We start from the raw sequence: 18,399 nt of genomic DNA, 5'->3' as shown, positions 1-18,399 counted from the left end.
ACTACGTGGAGATTCTCGAGCAGGTGTCGGCGCGCGACGATGCGTATCTGGGAGAGATCACGCTGGCGATGGAGGACCGCTACCGCACGGCGATCGCGCGGCACGGGTTCGCGCCGGTGGGCGAGCGCTTCGGGGCGCAGGCGCGGCGCCGGGGCACGGCGGGGGCGGTGCATTGCGAGGGCGAGCGGCTGGACTACCGCGCACTGGAGGCGTGGTCGAACCGCGTGGCGGGGCATCTGGTGGAACGGGGAGCGGGGGCGGACGAGCGCATCGGGCTGTGCCTGACGCGCTCGGCGGGGCTGGTTGCGTCGGTGCTGGGGGTGCTGAAGTCGGGGGCGGCGTTCGTGCCGCTGGACCCGGACTATCCGGAAGACCGGCTGGCGTACATGATGGAAGACGCGGGGGTGAGCCGGGTGGTGGTGGATGCGGTCACGGCGCAACGTCATGCCGGCCTGCTCGCGGGCCGCGAGACCATCGCGCTGGAAGCGCTGCGGGATGGTGAGGAATCCCCGGCCCCCGCCGTCAGCATTCACCCCGACCAGCTCGCCTACGTGATCTACACGTCGGGCTCGACGGGGCGGCCGAAGGGCGTGGCGATCAGCCATGGCGCGCTGTGCTCGCACCTTGAGGACTTCATCGGCACGTACGGGATCGGCGAAACGGACAAACAGCTGCAGTCGTCGACGATCAACTTCGACGTGTCGCTGCACGAGATGCTGCCCGCGCTGCTGTGCGGCGGACAGGTCGAGATGCGCGGACCGCAGCTGTGGGATCTGGCGACCACCAGCCGGCATCTGGCCGAAGAAGGGGTGACGTTCTCGCGCATTCCGACGGCGTACTGGCAGCAGTGGCTGCGCGAGCCGCCGGCGGCGCAGAGCCTGCGCGCGCTGCGGCAGATCACGGTGGGCGGCGAGGGGCTGCCGGGCGACGCGTTGCGTCAATGGCGCGAGGGGCCGCTGGGACATATCCGCCTGGACAACCTGTACGGGCCGACGGAAACCACGGTGGCGTGCCTGTACCGGCAGACCCGGGCTGAAGACATTGACCACGCGATCGTCCCGATCGGGGCGCCGTACGGATCGCGCACGGTGTATGTGCTCGATGAAGCGGGCAACGAGGTGCCGGTGGGCGGGCTGGGGGAGTTGTGCATCGGCGGCGAGACGCTGGCGCGTGGCTATCTGAACCGGGCGGCGCAGACCGCGGAGAAGTTCATTCCGGACCCGTACCGGACGGATGGGGCGCGCCTGTACCGCACGGGGGACCTGTGCCGGCGTCGGGAGGACGGCACGATCGACTTCCTGGGGCGGCTGGACCAGCAGGTGAAGCTGCGGGGTTTCCGGATCGAGCTGGGCGAGATCGAGGCGGTGCTGCGGCAGGTGGCCGGGGTGCGCGAAGCGGTGGTGGAGCTCAAGGGTGAAGGCGAGGGGCGGCGCCTGGTGGGTTATGTGTCGGGCGAGGCCGGGGTGGCGCTGGAGACGGGCACGCTGCGCGGGGTGCTGGAGGCGCGGCTGCCGGGCTACATGGTGCCGGGTGCGTTCGTGGTGCTGGAGCGTCTGCCGGTGATGCAGAACGGCAAGGTGGACCGTCGGGCGCTGCCGGAGCCGCAGGTGCAGGGCGGACTCGAACGGGTGGCGCCGCGCACGCCGCTGGAGGCCGCGCTGCTGGCGATCTGGCAGGGTGTGCTGGGCCGCGACGATATTGGTGTGACCGATAACTTCTTCGAGGTCGGCGGCGATTCGCTGCGCGCGCTCAAAGTGGTCCAGACCGCGAGAAACGCCGGTCAGGACAACCTGCCGCTCGAACAGCTTTTCACCCATCCGACCATCGCCGCGCTCGCCACCGCCATTGAAAGCGCTTCATCGAGCGGGGCCGCAATACCGACCAACATCGTTCGGATGAACACCGCGTCCGCGCCATCCACGCTGTTCGCCATCCATCCGCTCTATGGTCTGGTCGCCGAGTATCGCGCGCTTGCGCAACATCTCGACGGCGTGGCCACGGTTTTCGGCGTGCAGGCGCCGTACTACGACGACCGCACGTGGTGGCCTGCCGATTTGGCCGAACTCGCTGCCGATTACGCCCAGCGGATTCGGCAGGTCCAGGCGGACGGTCCGTACAACCTGCTTGGCTGGTCGCTCGGGGGCGTGCTCGCGGTCGAGGTCGCTCACCAGCTCGAAGCGCAAGGCCAGCAGGTCGCGTGGATCGGCCTCGTGGATAGCGCACCGCCGCACGTCATCGTCGACGATGCGACGCCGCTGACACCGGCCATCGCGCCGCGTCATGTCGAAGACCACGAACTCGACAAGTACCGGATGTTTCTCGCCGAAGCGCACAAGTGGCGCGACTACCTGCCCGGCGACGCGGAAATCGAACTGTTGCGCGCCGTCGCGTTGATGAGCGACTACTTTACGTCGATGGTCCGCGACGCGCGCCGCAAGACGCTGCACGCGTCGCGTTACCACTGGTGGGCCGGCCGTCAGCTCGCGGCCGGCAATCCGCTCGTGTCCACGCGCCAGAACGAGTGGCCGCGTTACGCGGCGAGCAGCATCACGCGCTCGGCCGTCGTGGACGCCAATCATATGGAATTGCTGCATCACCCCGATTTTCTGGGGGCAGTGCACGACTACTTCACGCTTCAGCACAACAAGGTTAGCGATGCTGCTTGAGTCACCTCAATCGTTCAATCTCGCCGAACGTCTGCGCGAACTCGCCGCGACGCGTCCGCACGACACCGCACTGGTCTGCGTCGACGACAGCGGCGACACGCGTTACGACTATCACGCGCTCGATGCCCGCGCGCAGACGATTGCCCGTTTTCTCGCCGCGCGCAATGCGGCCGGCGAACGCGCATTGCTGCTGATGGACAGCGGTATAGATTACGTCGCCGCATTCTTTGGCTGCCTGTATGCGGGCACGATTGCCGTGCCCGCATATCCGCCGGAATCCGCGCGCGAACAGCATCTGGCGCGCTTGCGCGGCATCGCGGCGGATTGCGACGCACGCTTCGTGCTGACCACCGCTTCACTGATCGCATCGACGCGCGAGTCGTTCGGCGCTATCGCGCCGGGCGTCGAACTTGTTGCCGTCGATGAAGTCGCCGAGAGCGCCTTGTCAAGTGCGGCTTTCGCTTCGGCCCACGGCGCGGCCGATATCGCATTCCTGCAGTACACCTCCGGTTCGACGTCGAGTCCGAAAGGCGTGATGGTCACGCACGGCAACGTGCTCGCCAACGAGATCGCGATTCAGAGCGGATTGGGCGTGACGCCCAACGACGTGTTCGTCAGCTGGTTGCCGCTCTATCACGACATGGGACTGATCGGCACGCTTTTGCAGCCTGTATACAGCGGTATTCCACTCGTGTTGATGTCGCCCAGATATTTTCTGGAGCGGCCGGTGCGTTGGCTCGAAGCGATCGCGCGGCATCGCGGCACGATCTCGGGCGGTCCGGATTTCGCGTATCGCCTGTGTTGCGAGCGGGTGCGGGACACCCAGATTGCGGATCTCGACCTGTCGAGCTGGCGGGTCGCCTTTTGTGGTTCGGAGCCGGTGCGTTTCGACACGCAACAGGCTTTCGCGGAGCGTTTCGCTGCTGCCCGTTTCGATTCGGATGCACGTTATCCGTGCTACGGCCTCGCGGAAGCGACGCTATTCGTCACTGGCGGCACGCGTGGCGCGGGCCCGTCCGCGGTGTCGTTTGTCGACAGCGGATTGAAGGCAGGGCGCGCGGAAGTTGCGTCGTTGCCAGCTATACCAGAGGCGCAAGCGGACAGTGAATACGCCGCAGCGGGTATCGTGACGCTGGTCGGTTGCGGTCGCGAAGCGGTCAATCACGAGGTGAGGATCGTCGCGCCGGACAGCGGCGTTACGCTGGACGATGGCCGTGTCGGCGAAATCTGGGTGGCGGGGCCGAGCGTTGCGCGCGGCTACTGGCGTCGTGACGATGCGACCGCGGAGAGCTTTCCGACACGCGAGGCGACACGCTGGCTGCGCACAGGCGACCTCGGTTTTCGTCACCACGGCGAGTTCTTTATCGTCGGACGACGTAAGGACATGATTATCGTGCGCGGGCAGAACCTGTATCCGCAGGATCTGGAGCGTGCGGTTGAAATGAACGTCGATGCGGTGCGCAAAGGCCGCATCGCGGCGTTTGGCGTCGAACTGGAGGGCCGGGAAGGCATTGGCCTCGCCGTCGAAATCTCGCGCAGCATGCAAAAGCTCGCCACGCCGCAAGCGCTCGTCGAGGCATTGAACGATGCCATCGGCGAAGCGTGCGGTGAACCGCTGTCGGTTGTCGTGCTGCTGAATCCGGGCGGCCTGCCGAAGACATCGAGCGGCAAATTGCAGCGCAGTGCGGCCGCGCAGAGATGGCGCAGCCGAGAACTGGATGCCTACGCCGTCTACGAGCATGGCAGCTTCGTCACCACGGGCCACAATGAAACCGGGGCGCCGGATCGGATCGCGGCACATCCCACATCCACCGACGACACCCTGCGCGAAGGCGTCGAACGCGAACTCGCGGCGATCTGGTGCGAGGTGCTCGGTGTACCCGTCGCTACGCGCAGCGCGCACTTCTTCTCGCTGGGCGGCAACTCGCTGGCGGCGACGCAACTCGCCGCACAGGTCCGCGATCGCTGGCAGGTCGCATTCCAGATTGCCGATGTATTCGGCACCGCCACGCTGCACGAATCGGCTGCCCTGATCGAACGCCTGTGCGCGAGCGGCGCACGCATCCTGCCGATGCGGATCGAATTCGACCCGCAGGCGGACGGGCGCGTACCCGCTTCGTTTGCGCAGCGGCGCCAGTGGTTTCTGTGGCAACTCGACCGTGCGAGCAACGCCTATCACCTGGCGGGCGGCCTGACCTTGCGCGGTGCGTTGAAGATCGACGCGTTGCGCGGCGCTTTACAGGCGCTGGTGAATCGGCATGAAACCTTGCGTACGACGTTCGAAACGTCGGCGGACGGCATACCGCTTCAGGTGATTCATCCGTCGATGACGATCGCGCTCGATCAGCTCGATGTGCGTGCGTCCAGCAACGGAGAGGATGAGGTTGAGGCAAACGAGGCCGCGCTTGCCGCATCGCGCGAAATCGTTGCACGACCGTTCGATCTGACGCGCGGTCCGTTGCTGCGTGCGACGCTGTTGCGTACCGGGGACGCCGCCTGGCGTCTGCTGCTGGTCGCGCACCATATCGCCGCGGACGGCTGGTCCGCCGATCTGCTGTTCGACGAGATCGCGCACGGCTATCGTCGAGCGATCCTCGGAGATCGTGAAGCGCTCGCACCGTTGCCGAGCCTGCCGAACCTGCCGGTCCGCTACCGTGACTACGCGGCATGGCAGCACCGCTGGCTCGACAGCGACGAACACACGCGGCAACTCGCCTACTGGCGCACCCAGCTCGCCGACATGGCGCCTGCGTCCGCGTTGCCCGCCGACGCGCCGCGCGGCAACGCTGCTAACCATCCGGCCGCGACACATCGTTTCACGCTATCCGCGATCCGTCACGCGGCGCTCAACTCCGTCGCGCGTGAACATGGCACCACGTTCTTTACGGTGTCGCTGACGGCCCTGCTGGTTGCGCTGCATCGCTATACCGGCGACGTCGATCCGCGTGTGGGCGTACCGGTCGCGAATCGCGACCGCCGCGAAATCGCGGGACTGGTCGGCTTTTTCGTCAATACCCAGGTGATGCGCGGGCGGATCGAACACGGCATGACATTGCGCGCGCTGCTGATCCAGATGCGCGACACGATGTTCGGCGCGCAGGCGCATCAGGATTTGCCGTTCGATCTGCTGGTCGATGCGCTGCAACCGGAGCGCAGTGCCGGACGTACACCGTTCTTCGACGTGATGGCCGGTCATCAGACGCAGCGCGATACGCTCGCTCACGCGTTGCCGGAACTCGTCGCCAGCCGCTTCCGTCTGGACGATGCCGGCGTGCCGTTCGAGTTGACGCTTGATACCTACGAGACGGCCGATGGCGGAGTCGACGGCGTGTTCACGTATGCCGGCGATCTGTTCGATGCGCGGACCATCGCACGATTCGCGGACTTCTACGACAGCGTACTGAGTGCCCTGATCGGTGCGGCCGGCAGCAGGATCGACGCCGTGTGCGGCGCGACGCACAGCGAAACGGCCGCGCTGCTGGCGCTTGCCGGACCGGCCGCGCAAGCGGAACGCATCGAGCCGGTGGTCGCCGCAATCGAGCGGCAAGCAGCGCGGCAGCCCATGAATCCGGCGGTGATCGCGGGTGAACTCGAAATCAGCGCCGGCGAACTGAATGCGCGCGCCAACCGGCTCGCGCATCGCTTGATCAAGGCCGGCGTGCGCGCCGAAGTCAAGGTGGGGATCGGTGTCGAGCGATCGGTGGAGATGATCGTCGCGGTACTTGCGGTGTTGAAGGCAGGCGCCGCGTATGTGCCGCTCGACCCTTCGTATCCGGCCACGCGGCTCGCCTACATGGTCGCGGATAGCGGCATTGAATGGCTGATCACGCACGAAGCCACACGCGCGTTGTTCGCGGACACGCTCGGCGCGGCGGCATCGCGGGTCGGCGTAATTGAGCTGGATGCTTCGGACGTTGCCGCGGATGCGGATTTTCCGGCGTCGAATCCACGGGACGCCGCCGATCCCCATGCCGATTCGCTGGCTTATGTGATCTACACCTCGGGCTCCACGGGGCAACCGAAAGGCGTTGCGATCGATCAGCGCTCGCTGGCCATCCATACGCAGGCAACGATCGATTTCTGTGCGCTGAACGAGACCGACCGCGTACTGCAGTTCGCTGCATTCAGCTTCGACGGTTTTATCGAAGAGATTTTCCCGGCGCTGTGCGTCGGCGCGGCGATCGTGCTGCGCGATGTCGAGTTGTGGGACAGCGGCACGTTTTATCGAAAGCTGCTGCAGCACCGGATCAGCGTGATCGATGTCACGACCGCTTACTGGTATCTGCTGGCGCAGGACTTCGCCAAGGAAGGTGTGCGCGACTACGGTGCGTTGCGGCTCGCAATTGCGGGCGGCGAAGCGATGGCTATCGAGGGCGTCAATGCATGGCGCGCGGCCGGTTTGCAGCACGTGAAGTTGCTGAATACGTACGGGCCGACTGAAACCACGGTCTCGGCGACGCTGTTCGATTGCGATGCGATGGTCGCAAACGCGGATGACACGTTGCGCAAGGTGCCGATTGGCCGTGCGTTGGCCGGGCGGCAAGTGTACGTGCTCGACGACCGCGGCGAACTCGCGCCGCAGGGCGTGGCGGGCGAGCTGTACATCGGCGGGCAGGCGCTGGCACGGGGCTATCTGAAGCGCGCGGCGCTGACGGCGGGGCGCTTCGTGCCCGATCCGTTCTCCACGCAGGGCGCACGGCTCTATCGCACCGGCGACCTGGCGCGCTGGCGCGCGGACGGTGAACTGGAATATCTCGGGCGGATCGATCATCAGGTCAAGATCCGGGGCTTCCGGATCGAACTGGGCGAAGTCGAGGCCCAGTTGCTGGCACAGCAGGACGTACGTGAGGCGGTGGTGACCGCGCAAGGCGCAGCGGGTGGTATGCGCCTGGTGGGCTACGTTGCGCCGCATGCGGGCGTCACGCTGGATGGCGCGTCGTTGCGCGCGGCGTTGTCGGCGGCATTGCCGGACTACATGGTGCCGTCCGCCGTGGTGGTGCTGGAGGCGCTGCCACTGACGCCGAACGGCAAGGTGGACCGCAAGGCGCTGCCGGCGCCTGAATTCCAGACGCGTGGCTATGAAGCACCGCAAGGCGACTTCGAAACGACGCTCGCCACGCTGTTTGAACAGGTGCTGGAGGTGGAACGTGTCGGGCGACACGACAACTTCTTCGAACTCGGTGGCGATTCGATTCTCAGCCTGAAAGTGGTCGCCCAGGCCCATCACGCGGGCATCACGATGACGCCGCGCCAGCTGTTCGATACGCAGACGGTGGCGGCGCTGGCCCAGGTGCTGGCCCAGGCCCTGAACGAAGACGCCACGCAAGCCGCACTGCCGCCGATGACGGTCATCGCCGCGGACGAACGGACGGCATTGCCGCTGTCGCACGCGCAGCAGCGTCTGTGGTTCCTGTGGAACCTGCAGCCGCAGAGCAGCGCGTATCACATGCCGGGTGCACTTCGGCTGACGGGTGAGCTCGATGCGCACGCGGTGCGCGCCAGCATCGATGCGGTGGTCGCACGGCATGAATCGCTGCGCACGACCTTTGTGGCGCAGGCCGATGGCGAGGTGGTGCAGTCCATTGGCATGGTGACGCGATGCGATTGGCGCATCGTTGATATTGCATCTTCCGGCGCGATAGACGCCACCCTGGCATCGACCGCCAACGCCTTCGCCGCCGAGCCGTTCGATCTGGTGCATGGTCCGCTGCTGCGTGTCGCGCTGATCCGGGTGCATGAACGCGAGCATGTGCTGGCGGTGGTGATGCATCACATCGTGTCGGATGGCTGGTCGGTGGATGTGCTGCTGCGGGAATTCGTCGAAGGCTATCGTGCGCTGCGCGAAGGCAGCGAGGCGCAGCGGGATCCGCTGCCGGTGCAGTACGCCGATTACGCGGTGTGGCAGAGGCGCTGGCTCGAAGCGGGTGAGCAGGCGCGCCAGCTCGCATACTGGCGCGCGCAGCTGGGCGACGATCATCCGGTGCTGGCACTGCCGGCGGACCGTGCGCGCCAGGCGGTGAGCGCCTGGCACGGCGCCACCCATCGCATCGTCATTCCGGACACGCTGGCGCGGGCCATCCGTCAACGCGCGCAGCAGTTGAGGGCGACGCCGTTCGTGGTGCTGCTGGCGGGCTTCCAGCTGCTGCTGCATCGCTACACGGGGCAGACCGACATCCGGGTTGGGGTGCCGGCGGCGAACCGTGAGCGGGTCGAAACCGCGGGGCTGATCGGGCTGTTCGTCAATACGCTGGTGATGCGCGCGCAGCTGGACGGCGGCACGCCGCTGCCGACGTTGCTGGAGACGGTGAGGCGCGCCGCGCAGGAGGCGCAGGCGCATCAGGACCTGCCGTTCGACGTGCTGGTCGATGCGTTGCAGCCGCAGCGCAGCCTGAGCCACGCGCCGCTGTTCCAGGTGATGTTCAACCATCTGCGCGACGATGAGCGGGTGCTGGAGACGCTGCCCGGGGTGAGCGTGGCGTGGTACGGGTTGAGCGAGGCGATGGCGCAGTTCGAGCTGACGCTGAACACGACGGAGGCGTCGGACGGGACGATGTCGGCGAGCTTTGTGTACGCGTGCGAGCTGTTCGATGCGCGGACGGTTGAGCGGCTGGCGCGGCACTATGTGGCGTCGCTGAATGCGCTCGTGTCGGGACAGGTGTCCACGGTCAACGACGTCGAACTGATGAGCGATGCGGAGCGTGAGCATCTGCTGGCAAGCTCAAAAGAGCAGCGTACCTATGCCGTGACGGAGCCGTTGCACGTACTGATCGAACGGCACGCCGTCGCGACACCGGAGGCAACCGCTGTCGTTTTCGAAGGCCACTCGCTGAGTTATGCCGAGTTGAACGCGCGCGCGAATCGCATGGCGCACCGGCTGATCGAAGCGGGCGTGAGACCGGAAGTGAAAGTCGGCGTCTCGATGACGCGCTCGGCGGATCTGATTGTCGCGTTGCTCGCGGTCCTCAAATCCGGCGGCGCCTATGTGCCGCTCGATCCGTCGTATCCGGCGGAACGCATCGCCTACATGTCCGCGGACAGCGGCATTGCGGTGTTGCTCGTCGAGCAAACCGATCGCAGTGGCGAAGCGGAAACAGAAGCGGAAGCGGGCAAACCGGCGGCCGTGCGCATCGTCGAATTCGATGCGAATGGCGAGACGCAATCCCACCCCGCGCACAACCCGAATCTTGCGGTCCATGCCGACAACCTTGCGTATGTGATCTACACGTCGGGTTCGACTGGTAAGCCGAAGGGCGCACAACTGACGCATCGCAACGTCATGCGCCTGCTGGCCGGCACACGTGAATGGTTCGATTTCGGTCCCGCCGACGTCTGGACGATGTTCCATTCGTACGCGTTCGATTTTTCCGTGTGGGAAATTTTCGGGGCGTTGTGCCATGGTGGACGCCTGGTGGTCGTGCCGCATATCGTTAGCCGTTCACCGGATGAATTTGCCGCATTGCTGCGGCGTGAACGTGTGACCGTGCTGAACCAGACGCCGTCTGCATTCCGTCAACTGATGCTGGCGCCTTCGCTTTTCAGCGATGCCAGCGCCGGTAGCGCCGGTAGCGATGCGGGCAGTCAGTCCAGCCGGCCGCTCGCCTTGCGCGCGGTGATCTTCGGTGGGGAGGCGCTGGAGTTGCACAGCCTGCGGCCGTGGATCGAGCATTTCGGCGATGCCAGAGCGCAACTGATCAACATGTACGGCATCACCGAAACCACGGTTCACGTCACGTATCGGAGGATCGTCGCGCGCGATCTCGACGATACGGACGCCCCGCGTAGCCCGCTCGGCAAGCCGCTTCCCGACCTGGGCCTCTACGTGCTGGATGCTGCGCGCAATCCGGTGCCAGCCGGTGTTGAGGGTGAGCTGTATGTGTCGGGAGCGGGGTTGGCGCGCGGCTACCTGAACCGCGCCGCGTTGACTGCAGAGCGCTTCGTGCCGGATCCATTCGGTGCTGGGGGCGGGCGCCTTTATCGCACCGGCGACCTCGCGCGACGTCGTGCCGACGGTGAAATCGAGTATGTCGGACGGATCGATCATCAGGTCAAGATTCGTGGCTTCCGGATCGAACTCGGCGAAATCGAGGCGCAACTGGCTGCGCAAGCGGGTGTGCGTGAAGCGCTGGTGATCGCGGAACAAGGCGCGGGCGCCGCGCGGCTGATCGCGTATGTGTGCGCGAAGACCGGTGAACAGGTGGACGCGTCGAGCTTGCGCGCGGCGTTGGGTAACGTGCTGCCGGATTACATGGTGCCTGCCGCGTTTGTCGTGATGGACGTGTTTCCATTGACGTCGAACGGCAAGGTGGACCGCAAGGCGCTGCCCGCGCCGGAGCAGGGCCTCGCGAACCCCACAGCGCAGTACGAAGCGCCGCAAGGCACAGTTGAAACCGCGCTCGCGGCCATCTGGCAGGACGTGCTGGGCGTGGAGCAGGTTGGCCGGCATGAGAACTTCTTCGAACTGGGCGGCGATTCGATCCTGAGCCTGCAGATCGTCGCGCGCCTGCGCCGGGTCGGGCTGAAGATCACGCCGCGCCAACTGTTCGAGCGTCAGACGGTGGCACTGCTCGCGGCGGTCGCGGAAACGCTGGACGGTCAAGCGGATCCGGCGGCTGCAGAAACGCTGGCCGGCGACGTGCCGCTGCTGCCGATCCAGGCCGCGTTCTTCGCGCAACAGGTGCCGAACCGGCATCACTGGAATCAGGCGTTGCTGCTGCAAAGCGGTGAAGCACTGGACGAACCCGCGCTTGAAGCCGCGCTGCATACGCTGGTCGCGCATCACGACGCACTGCGTCTGCGCTTCGAACAATCCGCGCAGGGTGTATGGACGCAGCGCTATGCGGCATCCGAGTCCGCGCAACTGCTGTGGACACGGGATGCACCGGCAGGCCGCCCGATCGGGGCGATCTGCGATGAAGCGCAGCAGAGCCTGAATATCGCCCACGGTCCGCTGCTGCGGGCAATGTCGATCCGGCTGGCGGATGGTACGGCGCGTCTGTTGCTGGCGATCCATCACCTGGCCGTGGATGGCGTTTCATGGCGCGTGCTGCTCGAGGACCTGCAGACGGCCTATGAGCAGATCCGGGCCGGCGACAAACCCGCGTTGCCGGAGAAGACCGCATCGTATGGCGCATGGTCGAAGCGGTTGCAGGAATACGCACGCACGCCTGCCGTGCGTGAAACCCGCGGCTACTGGCAGCAGATTGGCGGGACACTGGCGGATATTCCGCAGGACCATCCGCAGGGTGGCAACACGCAGGCGAGCGCACAGCAACGCACGGTCACGCTCGATGCGGCGACGACGCGTCAGTTGCTGAAGGACGCGCCGTCGGCGTATCGCACACAGGTCAACGATCTGTTGCTGGTTGCGCTGGGGCGGGCACTGTGCGGCTGGACGAAGCGCGAGTCGATCCGTATCGACGTGGAGGGTCACGGCCGCGAGGACGTATTCGACGGGATCGACGTGAGCCGCACGTGCGGCTGGTTCACGACGCTGTTTCCGGTGCGGCTGGAGCCGCAGGGCGACACGGGCGAAGCTATCTGCCGGGTGAAGGAAACGCTGCGCGCGATTCCGGCGCGGGGGCTGGGCTTCGGCGCGCTGCGTCAGTTCGGGGTTGAGGAGGACCGCGCGGCGCTGTCGGACATCGCGGCGTCGCAAGTTGTTTTCAACTACCTTGGGCAGTTCGACAGCAGCTTCGATAACACCGCATCTTCAGGATGGCAGCCCGCGGGCGAATCGTGCGGAGCCATGTTCGACCGCGAGGCGCCGCTTGAGCACGCGCTCTCTATCGATGCACGGGTATTCGACGCCAGGCTTTCCGTGCAGATCAGCTACAGCGGTGTACGTTTTTCTGCGTCGACCATCGACGCATACGCCGAAGCGTTCGAACGCGAACTGCGCGAGATCGTCGCGCATTGCGTGAATGCGATGCCCTCCGCGACGCAATCCGATTTTCCGCTGGCGCCTCTGGATGCCACGCAGCTTGCTGCATGGCCGGTTCCGCTCGGCGGCGTCGACGACATCTATCCGTTGTCGCCAATGCAGCGCGGCATGCTGTTCCACTCGCTCTACGCGCCCGGCGACGGCGCATACGTGAACCAGATTCGCATCGATATCGATGCACTCGACAGCGAGCGTTTTCGCGCCGCGTGGAATGCCGCGGCGCAGCGCCACGACATTCTGCGGACCGGCTTCGTGCAGCATGGCGACGGCTGGTTGCAATGGGTTGCCAAGGCCGCGAGCTTGCCGTTCGCCGAGTACGACTGGCGCGGCACGGCCGATTCGGATTCCGATTCCGATGGCGTTGCCAGGAAACTCGACGCGCTCGCGTTACGGGAGCGCACCGAGGCATTCGATTTCGCACGCGGTCCGCTGCATCGGCTGACGCTGGTGAGAACCGGCGCTGCACGTCATCACTTCATCTGGACGCATCATCACGTGCTGCTCGACGGCTGGAGCGTGTCGAGACTGATCGGCGAAGTGCTGCGCGACTATAGCGGCGAGGCTTCGGCACCGGTGACGGCGGCACGGGGCGGCCGGTATCGCGAGTACATCCGTTGGCTGCAAGCGCGGGACAACGACGCGAGCGAAGCATTCTGGCGCGCACAGCTTGCCGCGCTCGATCAGCCGGGCCGCTTGACGGCGTTGGCCGCGAGCGGTTCGGCGGAGCGGGATGTGTCAGATGCCGATCCGGACTCGCAAGGCGAGCTTCGCGTCGAATTCGACGCCGCCACAACCGTGCGATTTTCCGCATTTGCCCGCCAGCAGCGCATCACGCTGAACACGCTGGTGCAGGCTGCGTGGGCGTTGCTGTTGCATCGGCATAGCGGGCAGCGCGCGGTCGTGTTCGGTGCGACGGTCGCGGGTCGCCCGGCCGATCTGCCGGCTGCGGAGCAGATGCTTGGCCTGTTCATCAACACATTGCCCGTGATCGTGACGGTGGACGCGGCAGCGTGCGTGGGCGACTGGTTGCGCGAGATGCAGGCGCGTGCGCTGGCATTGCGCGAGTACGAACACACGCCGCTGAACGATATTCAGCGCTGGGCGGGCGTGGCTGGACAACCGCTGTTCGACAGCATCGTCGTGTTCGAGAACTATCCCGTGGATGAGGCGCTGCAAGATGCCGCGCCGGGCGGATTGCGCTTTGGCGAATTACGCAATCGCGAGCAGACGAATTATCCGCTGACGATCACGGTGATGCCTGGCGATACGCTGAAAATCGACTGGACGTTTGCCCGTGAAAAACTGCGGACGGAGGATGTCGAAGCGTTTGTTCGACAGTTCGAGACGGTGCTGAACGCGATGATCGTGGATGCGTCGTCCATAGTCGGCGCGGTATCGTTGCTCGATACCGAAGCGCGGCGCGAGGTCGAAGCGTTTAGCCGTTGCGATGTGGACTATGGTGACCCGTTGCCAGTGCATCGTGTTATTGAAGCGCAGGTACGCAGGACGCCGGACGCAGTGGCTGTGCTGTTCGGCGAGCAGAAGCTGACCTACGCCGAACTGAATGCACGCGCCAACCGTCTGGCACATCGCTTATCGGCGCAGGGCGTCGGCCCGGATGTACGTGTGGGGATTGCCGTCGAGCGCTCGGTCGAGATGGTGGTGGGACTGCTCGCGATCATGAAGGCGGGTGGCGCCTATGTGCCGTTCGACCCGTCGTATCCGGCTGCGCGACTCGCGTACATGATGGCCGATAGCGGCATTGCGCTGCTGCTGACGCAGCGCCGGGTGCGTGACGCGCTGCCGCTGCCGGATGGAATCACGGTGCTCGAACTGGATGCGCCCGATCTTACGGACCAACCGTCGCATAACCCGGTTATCGGGCTGAATGGCGAAAACCTCGCCTACGTGATCTACACGTCGGGTTCCACCGGCCAGCCGAAGGGCGCGGCGAACCGCCATGGCGCGCTGTACAACCGTCTGGTGTGGATGCAGCAGGCCTACGCGCTGGATGCCACAGACACGGTGTTGCAGAAGACGCCGTTCAGTTTCGACGTCTCGGTGTGGGAGTTCTTCTGGCCGTTGATGACGGGCGCGCGTCTGGCGGTAGCCGCGCCTGACGATCATCGCGATCCGCAGAAGCTGGGCGAACTGATCGAACGCCATGCGGTGACGACGCTGCATTTCGTGCCGTCGATGCTGCAGGCGTTCATCGCGTACGAAGGCGCGCAGCAATGCACGGGCCTCAGGCGTGTGATCTGCAGTGGCGAGGCGTTGTCCACGGAGCTGAAGGACCGTGCGCTGGCGGCGCTGCCGGCTGCGGCACTCTACAACCTGTACGGTCCGACGGAAGCGGCCATCGACGTCACGCACTGGAGCTGCCAGGCGGAGGACACGGTAACGCCGATTGGCCGTCCGATTGCGAACGTTCAGACGTATGTGCTGGATGCATCGCTGAACATGACGCCGGTGGGAGTAGCGGGCGAACTGTATCTGGGTGGAGCGGGGCTCGCGCGTGGCTATCTGAACCGCCCGGCGCTGACGGCGGAGCGCTTCGTGCCGGACCCGTTCTCGGCCGAAGGCGCCCGTCTGTACCGCACGGGGGATCTGGCACGCTGGCGTGCGGACGGTGCGCTGGAGTATCTGGGCCGGATCGATCATCAGGTCAAGATTCGCGGCTTCCGGATCGAGCTTGGCGAGATCGAGGCACAGCTTCTCGCGCAGACCAATGTGCGTGAGGCGGTCGTCGTCGCGCAGCAATCATCAATGGGCACGCGCCTGATCGCTTACGTCAGCGCCAACGCGAATACGGCGCTGGCCGCGTCGAGCTTGCGGCAGGCTCTCGCCGAAGCGTTACCCGAGCATATGGTGCCGTCGGCGATCGTCGTGCTGGACACGCTGCCGCTGAGTCCCAACGGCAAGGTGGACCGCAAGGCGCTGCCCGCGCCAGAGCAGGGCAGCACGAACCCCACAGCGCAGTACGAAGCGCCGCAAGGTGCAGTTGAAACCGCGCTCGCGGCCATCTGGCAGGACGTGCTGGGCGTGGAGCAGGTTGGCCGTCACGCGAACTTCTTCGAACTGGGCGGGGATTCGATCATCGCCATGCAGGTCAGCGCGCGAATCCGTGCGAAGCTCGACAGCGCATGCGCACTGCGCGCGCTGTTCACGAACCCGACCATTGCGGCGCTCGCATCTCATATCGGGCACGCGTCGGCCGAAGCGTTCGCGGACACCCCGCCGATCGAAAAACTCCCGCGCGCGGGCACGCTGCCGCTGTCGCCCGCGCAACGCCGGTTGTGGATCGCCGCGCGACTCGCGACGCACGACGCCGCTTCGTACAACGTCACCGCGACGGTGAAGCTGTACGGCACATTGTCAGCAGCTCACGTGCAGACGGCGCTCGCGATGCTCACTGCGCGTCACGAAACGCTGCGGACCAGTTATCCGGATTGCGACGGCCAACCCCTGGCGTCGATAGCCGCATACCAGGTGCCCGATTTCGTCAACCGCGATTTGTCCGGCCTCGCTGACGATGACCAACGCGCCGCGCTGGATGAACTCACGGGAAACCGGGTCGACAGTCCGTTCGACGTGACGCGCGGTCCGCTGATGCGCGCGACGCTCGTGCAGCTTGCGCCGCAGTGTCATCTATTGATGTTGTCGCTGCATCACCTGATCTGCGACGGCTGGTCGATGGGGGTGCTCGTCGACGAATTCAGCGGCTTCTATCGTGCCGCGCAAAGCGGCGCGAACGACGCGCTGCCCGCGCCACTCGAGGTGCAATACGTGGACTACGCCGCATGGCATCGTCAGCAGCTCGATAGCCCGCGCACCGATGGCTTGCGCGCATTCTGGCGCGAGCGTCTTGACGGCGCGCCGCAGGTACTCGATCTGCCGGTTGATTTTCCGCGTCCGCCGGGCGTGTCGCAAGCCGGCGATTCGCTGCATTGCACGCTCGATGCCGGGTTGGCGCGCAAGGTTCACGACGCCGCGCAGCGCTATCGCGTGACGCCGTTCGTCGTGTTGCTGGCGAGCTATCAACTGCTGCTGCATCGTCTGACGGGCAGTCGCGACGTGTTGCTCGGCACCGATGTCGCGGGCCGCGAAAGGGTCGAACTGGAATCATTGATCGGCTTCTTCGTCAACGTCGTGCCGCTGCGTTCACGACTCGAAACAGGCGCTGCCGACGATGCGCCGCTCGATATCGGCAGGTGGCTTGCGGATACCGGCAGGTCGACTGTCAGCGCGCTCGAGCATTCGCAACTGCCGCTCGACCAGATCGTCGACACGGTGAAGGCCGTCCGTGACCGGCGGCGCAATCCATTGATTCAGGCGCTATTCGTGCTGCAAAACACGCCGGCGCGGACCCTGGATTTGCCCGGCATCGTCAGCGAAACGGTCGAGCGCCCGACCGTGTATTCGAAATTCGACATGGCGCTGTTCATCGAACCGCACGACAGCACGTGGCGTGCCGAATGGGTGTTCAGCACCGCGCTTTTCAGGCCGTCGACGATCCAGCGGTGGAGTGTCGAATGGCTCAGTCTTCTGGAGAACATCGTGACGCAAACCGAGATTCACGCGAATATTCCGCCGCGCTCCGCCGATGCTAACGGCCCGGCGCAGGCTGCTCACACCACGCAATCAAGCCAGTCCGCACAACAGGACAAGCTCGCGAAGCTGAAGAAAATCGCCTCACGCGGACCGCGTGCACCGGGTACCCCGGGTGCGGTAAGTGCCGCGCCTGACGTTGCAAGCGTTGCGAACGTTATCGACACCCCACGGCCGCCGGCGCGCGTGAGCGCACTGCAAGCCGGACAACCGCTGCCGGCGGTCTGCGAGCCCTGGGCCCCGGACGTCGACCCGCACGCGTGGGCGCGGCAGCATCGCGGGTTCATCGACGCGACGCTCGCACAGCACGGTTCGATCCTGTTCCGCGGTTTCAACCTGAGCTCGGTGGCGGATTTCGAGGCATTCGCCGAGGCGATGTCGCCGGGACTGTATGGCGGTTACGGCGATCTGCCGAAGAAGGAGGGCGGCCGCAACACGTATCGTTCGACGCCGTACCCCGAACGCGAAATGATCCTGTTTCACAACGAAAGCTCGCACCTGGAGCGCTGGCCGCGCAAGCAGTGGTTCTACTGCGAACTGCCGTCGAAGGTCGGCGGCGCAACGCCGATCGTCGATTGCCGCGAGATGCTGCGGCGCTTGCCGGCGCCGATCGTGCATGCGTTCCGCGAGAAACACCTGATGTATATCCGCACCTTCACCGATCGGCTCGACGTCGCGTGGCAGGACTTTTTCGGTACCGAGGCACGCGCCGACGTTGAAGCGCGTTTGCGCGCGGCGGCCATTGCATTCCGCTGGTTGCCGAACGACGGACTGCAAACGCGCACGATCTGTCCGGGCGTCATCACCCATCCGGTGACGGGCGAACTGGCATTTTTCAATCAGGTGCAACTGCATCATCCGTACTTCCTGCGCGCCGATATCCGCGCCGATCTGCTCAAGATGGTCGGCCCGGACCAGTTGCCACGCAACGTTTGCTACGGCGACGGAACGCCGATCGACGAAGCCGACCTCGCGACCATCGGCGAGGCGTATGAAGCATGCGCGGTGCGCTTCGAATGGCGCGCGGGGGATGTCGTCATGCTCGACAACATGCTGGTCGCACACGCGCGCGATCCGTACGAAGAACCCCGCAAGATCGTCGTCGCGATGGGCGCGATGGTCGAGCGCGATGCACTCGCGGCACCTTCTGTACCCGCTGCGAACGCAGACGAAACTTATCCGTGA

Annotated in this window: 2 protein-coding genes (1 of these 2 cut by a window edge); both read left to right on the top strand. The window is 65.5% G+C overall.

Annotated elements, in window-relative coordinates:
* On the top strand, positions 1–2,666 hold the end of the coding sequence (locus tag GH665_RS11675) for a non-ribosomal peptide synthase/polyketide synthase (RefSeq protein ID WP_153135987.1). The gene continues 13,699 nt to the left of window position 1, outside the view; the window shows 2,666 of its 16,365 coding nt (coding positions 13,700–16,365); its start codon lies off the left edge, out of view; its stop codon occupies positions 2,664–2,666.
* Positions 2,656–18,399 (top strand): non-ribosomal peptide synthase/polyketide synthase, encoded by a 15,744-nt coding sequence (locus GH665_RS11670; protein WP_153135986.1) that lies wholly within the window; start codon positions 2,656–2,658, stop codon positions 18,397–18,399. The genes GH665_RS11675 and GH665_RS11670 overlap by 11 nt, the downstream gene beginning before the upstream one ends.

This window comes from Paraburkholderia agricolaris (genome assembly GCF_009455635.1).
GTDB classification, from domain to species: domain Bacteria; phylum Pseudomonadota; class Gammaproteobacteria; order Burkholderiales; family Burkholderiaceae; genus Paraburkholderia; species Paraburkholderia agricolaris.
The sequence above is the reverse complement of the archived record's forward strand: the minus strand, read 5'-3'. Positions and strand labels throughout refer to the sequence as shown.

Bases quoted from the DNA above. Each gene is read 5' to 3' on its own strand.
- GH665_RS11670 (WP_153135986.1), top strand. From the start codon at position 2,656: ATGCTGCTTGAGTCACCTCAATCGTTCAATCTCGCCGAACGTCTGCGC.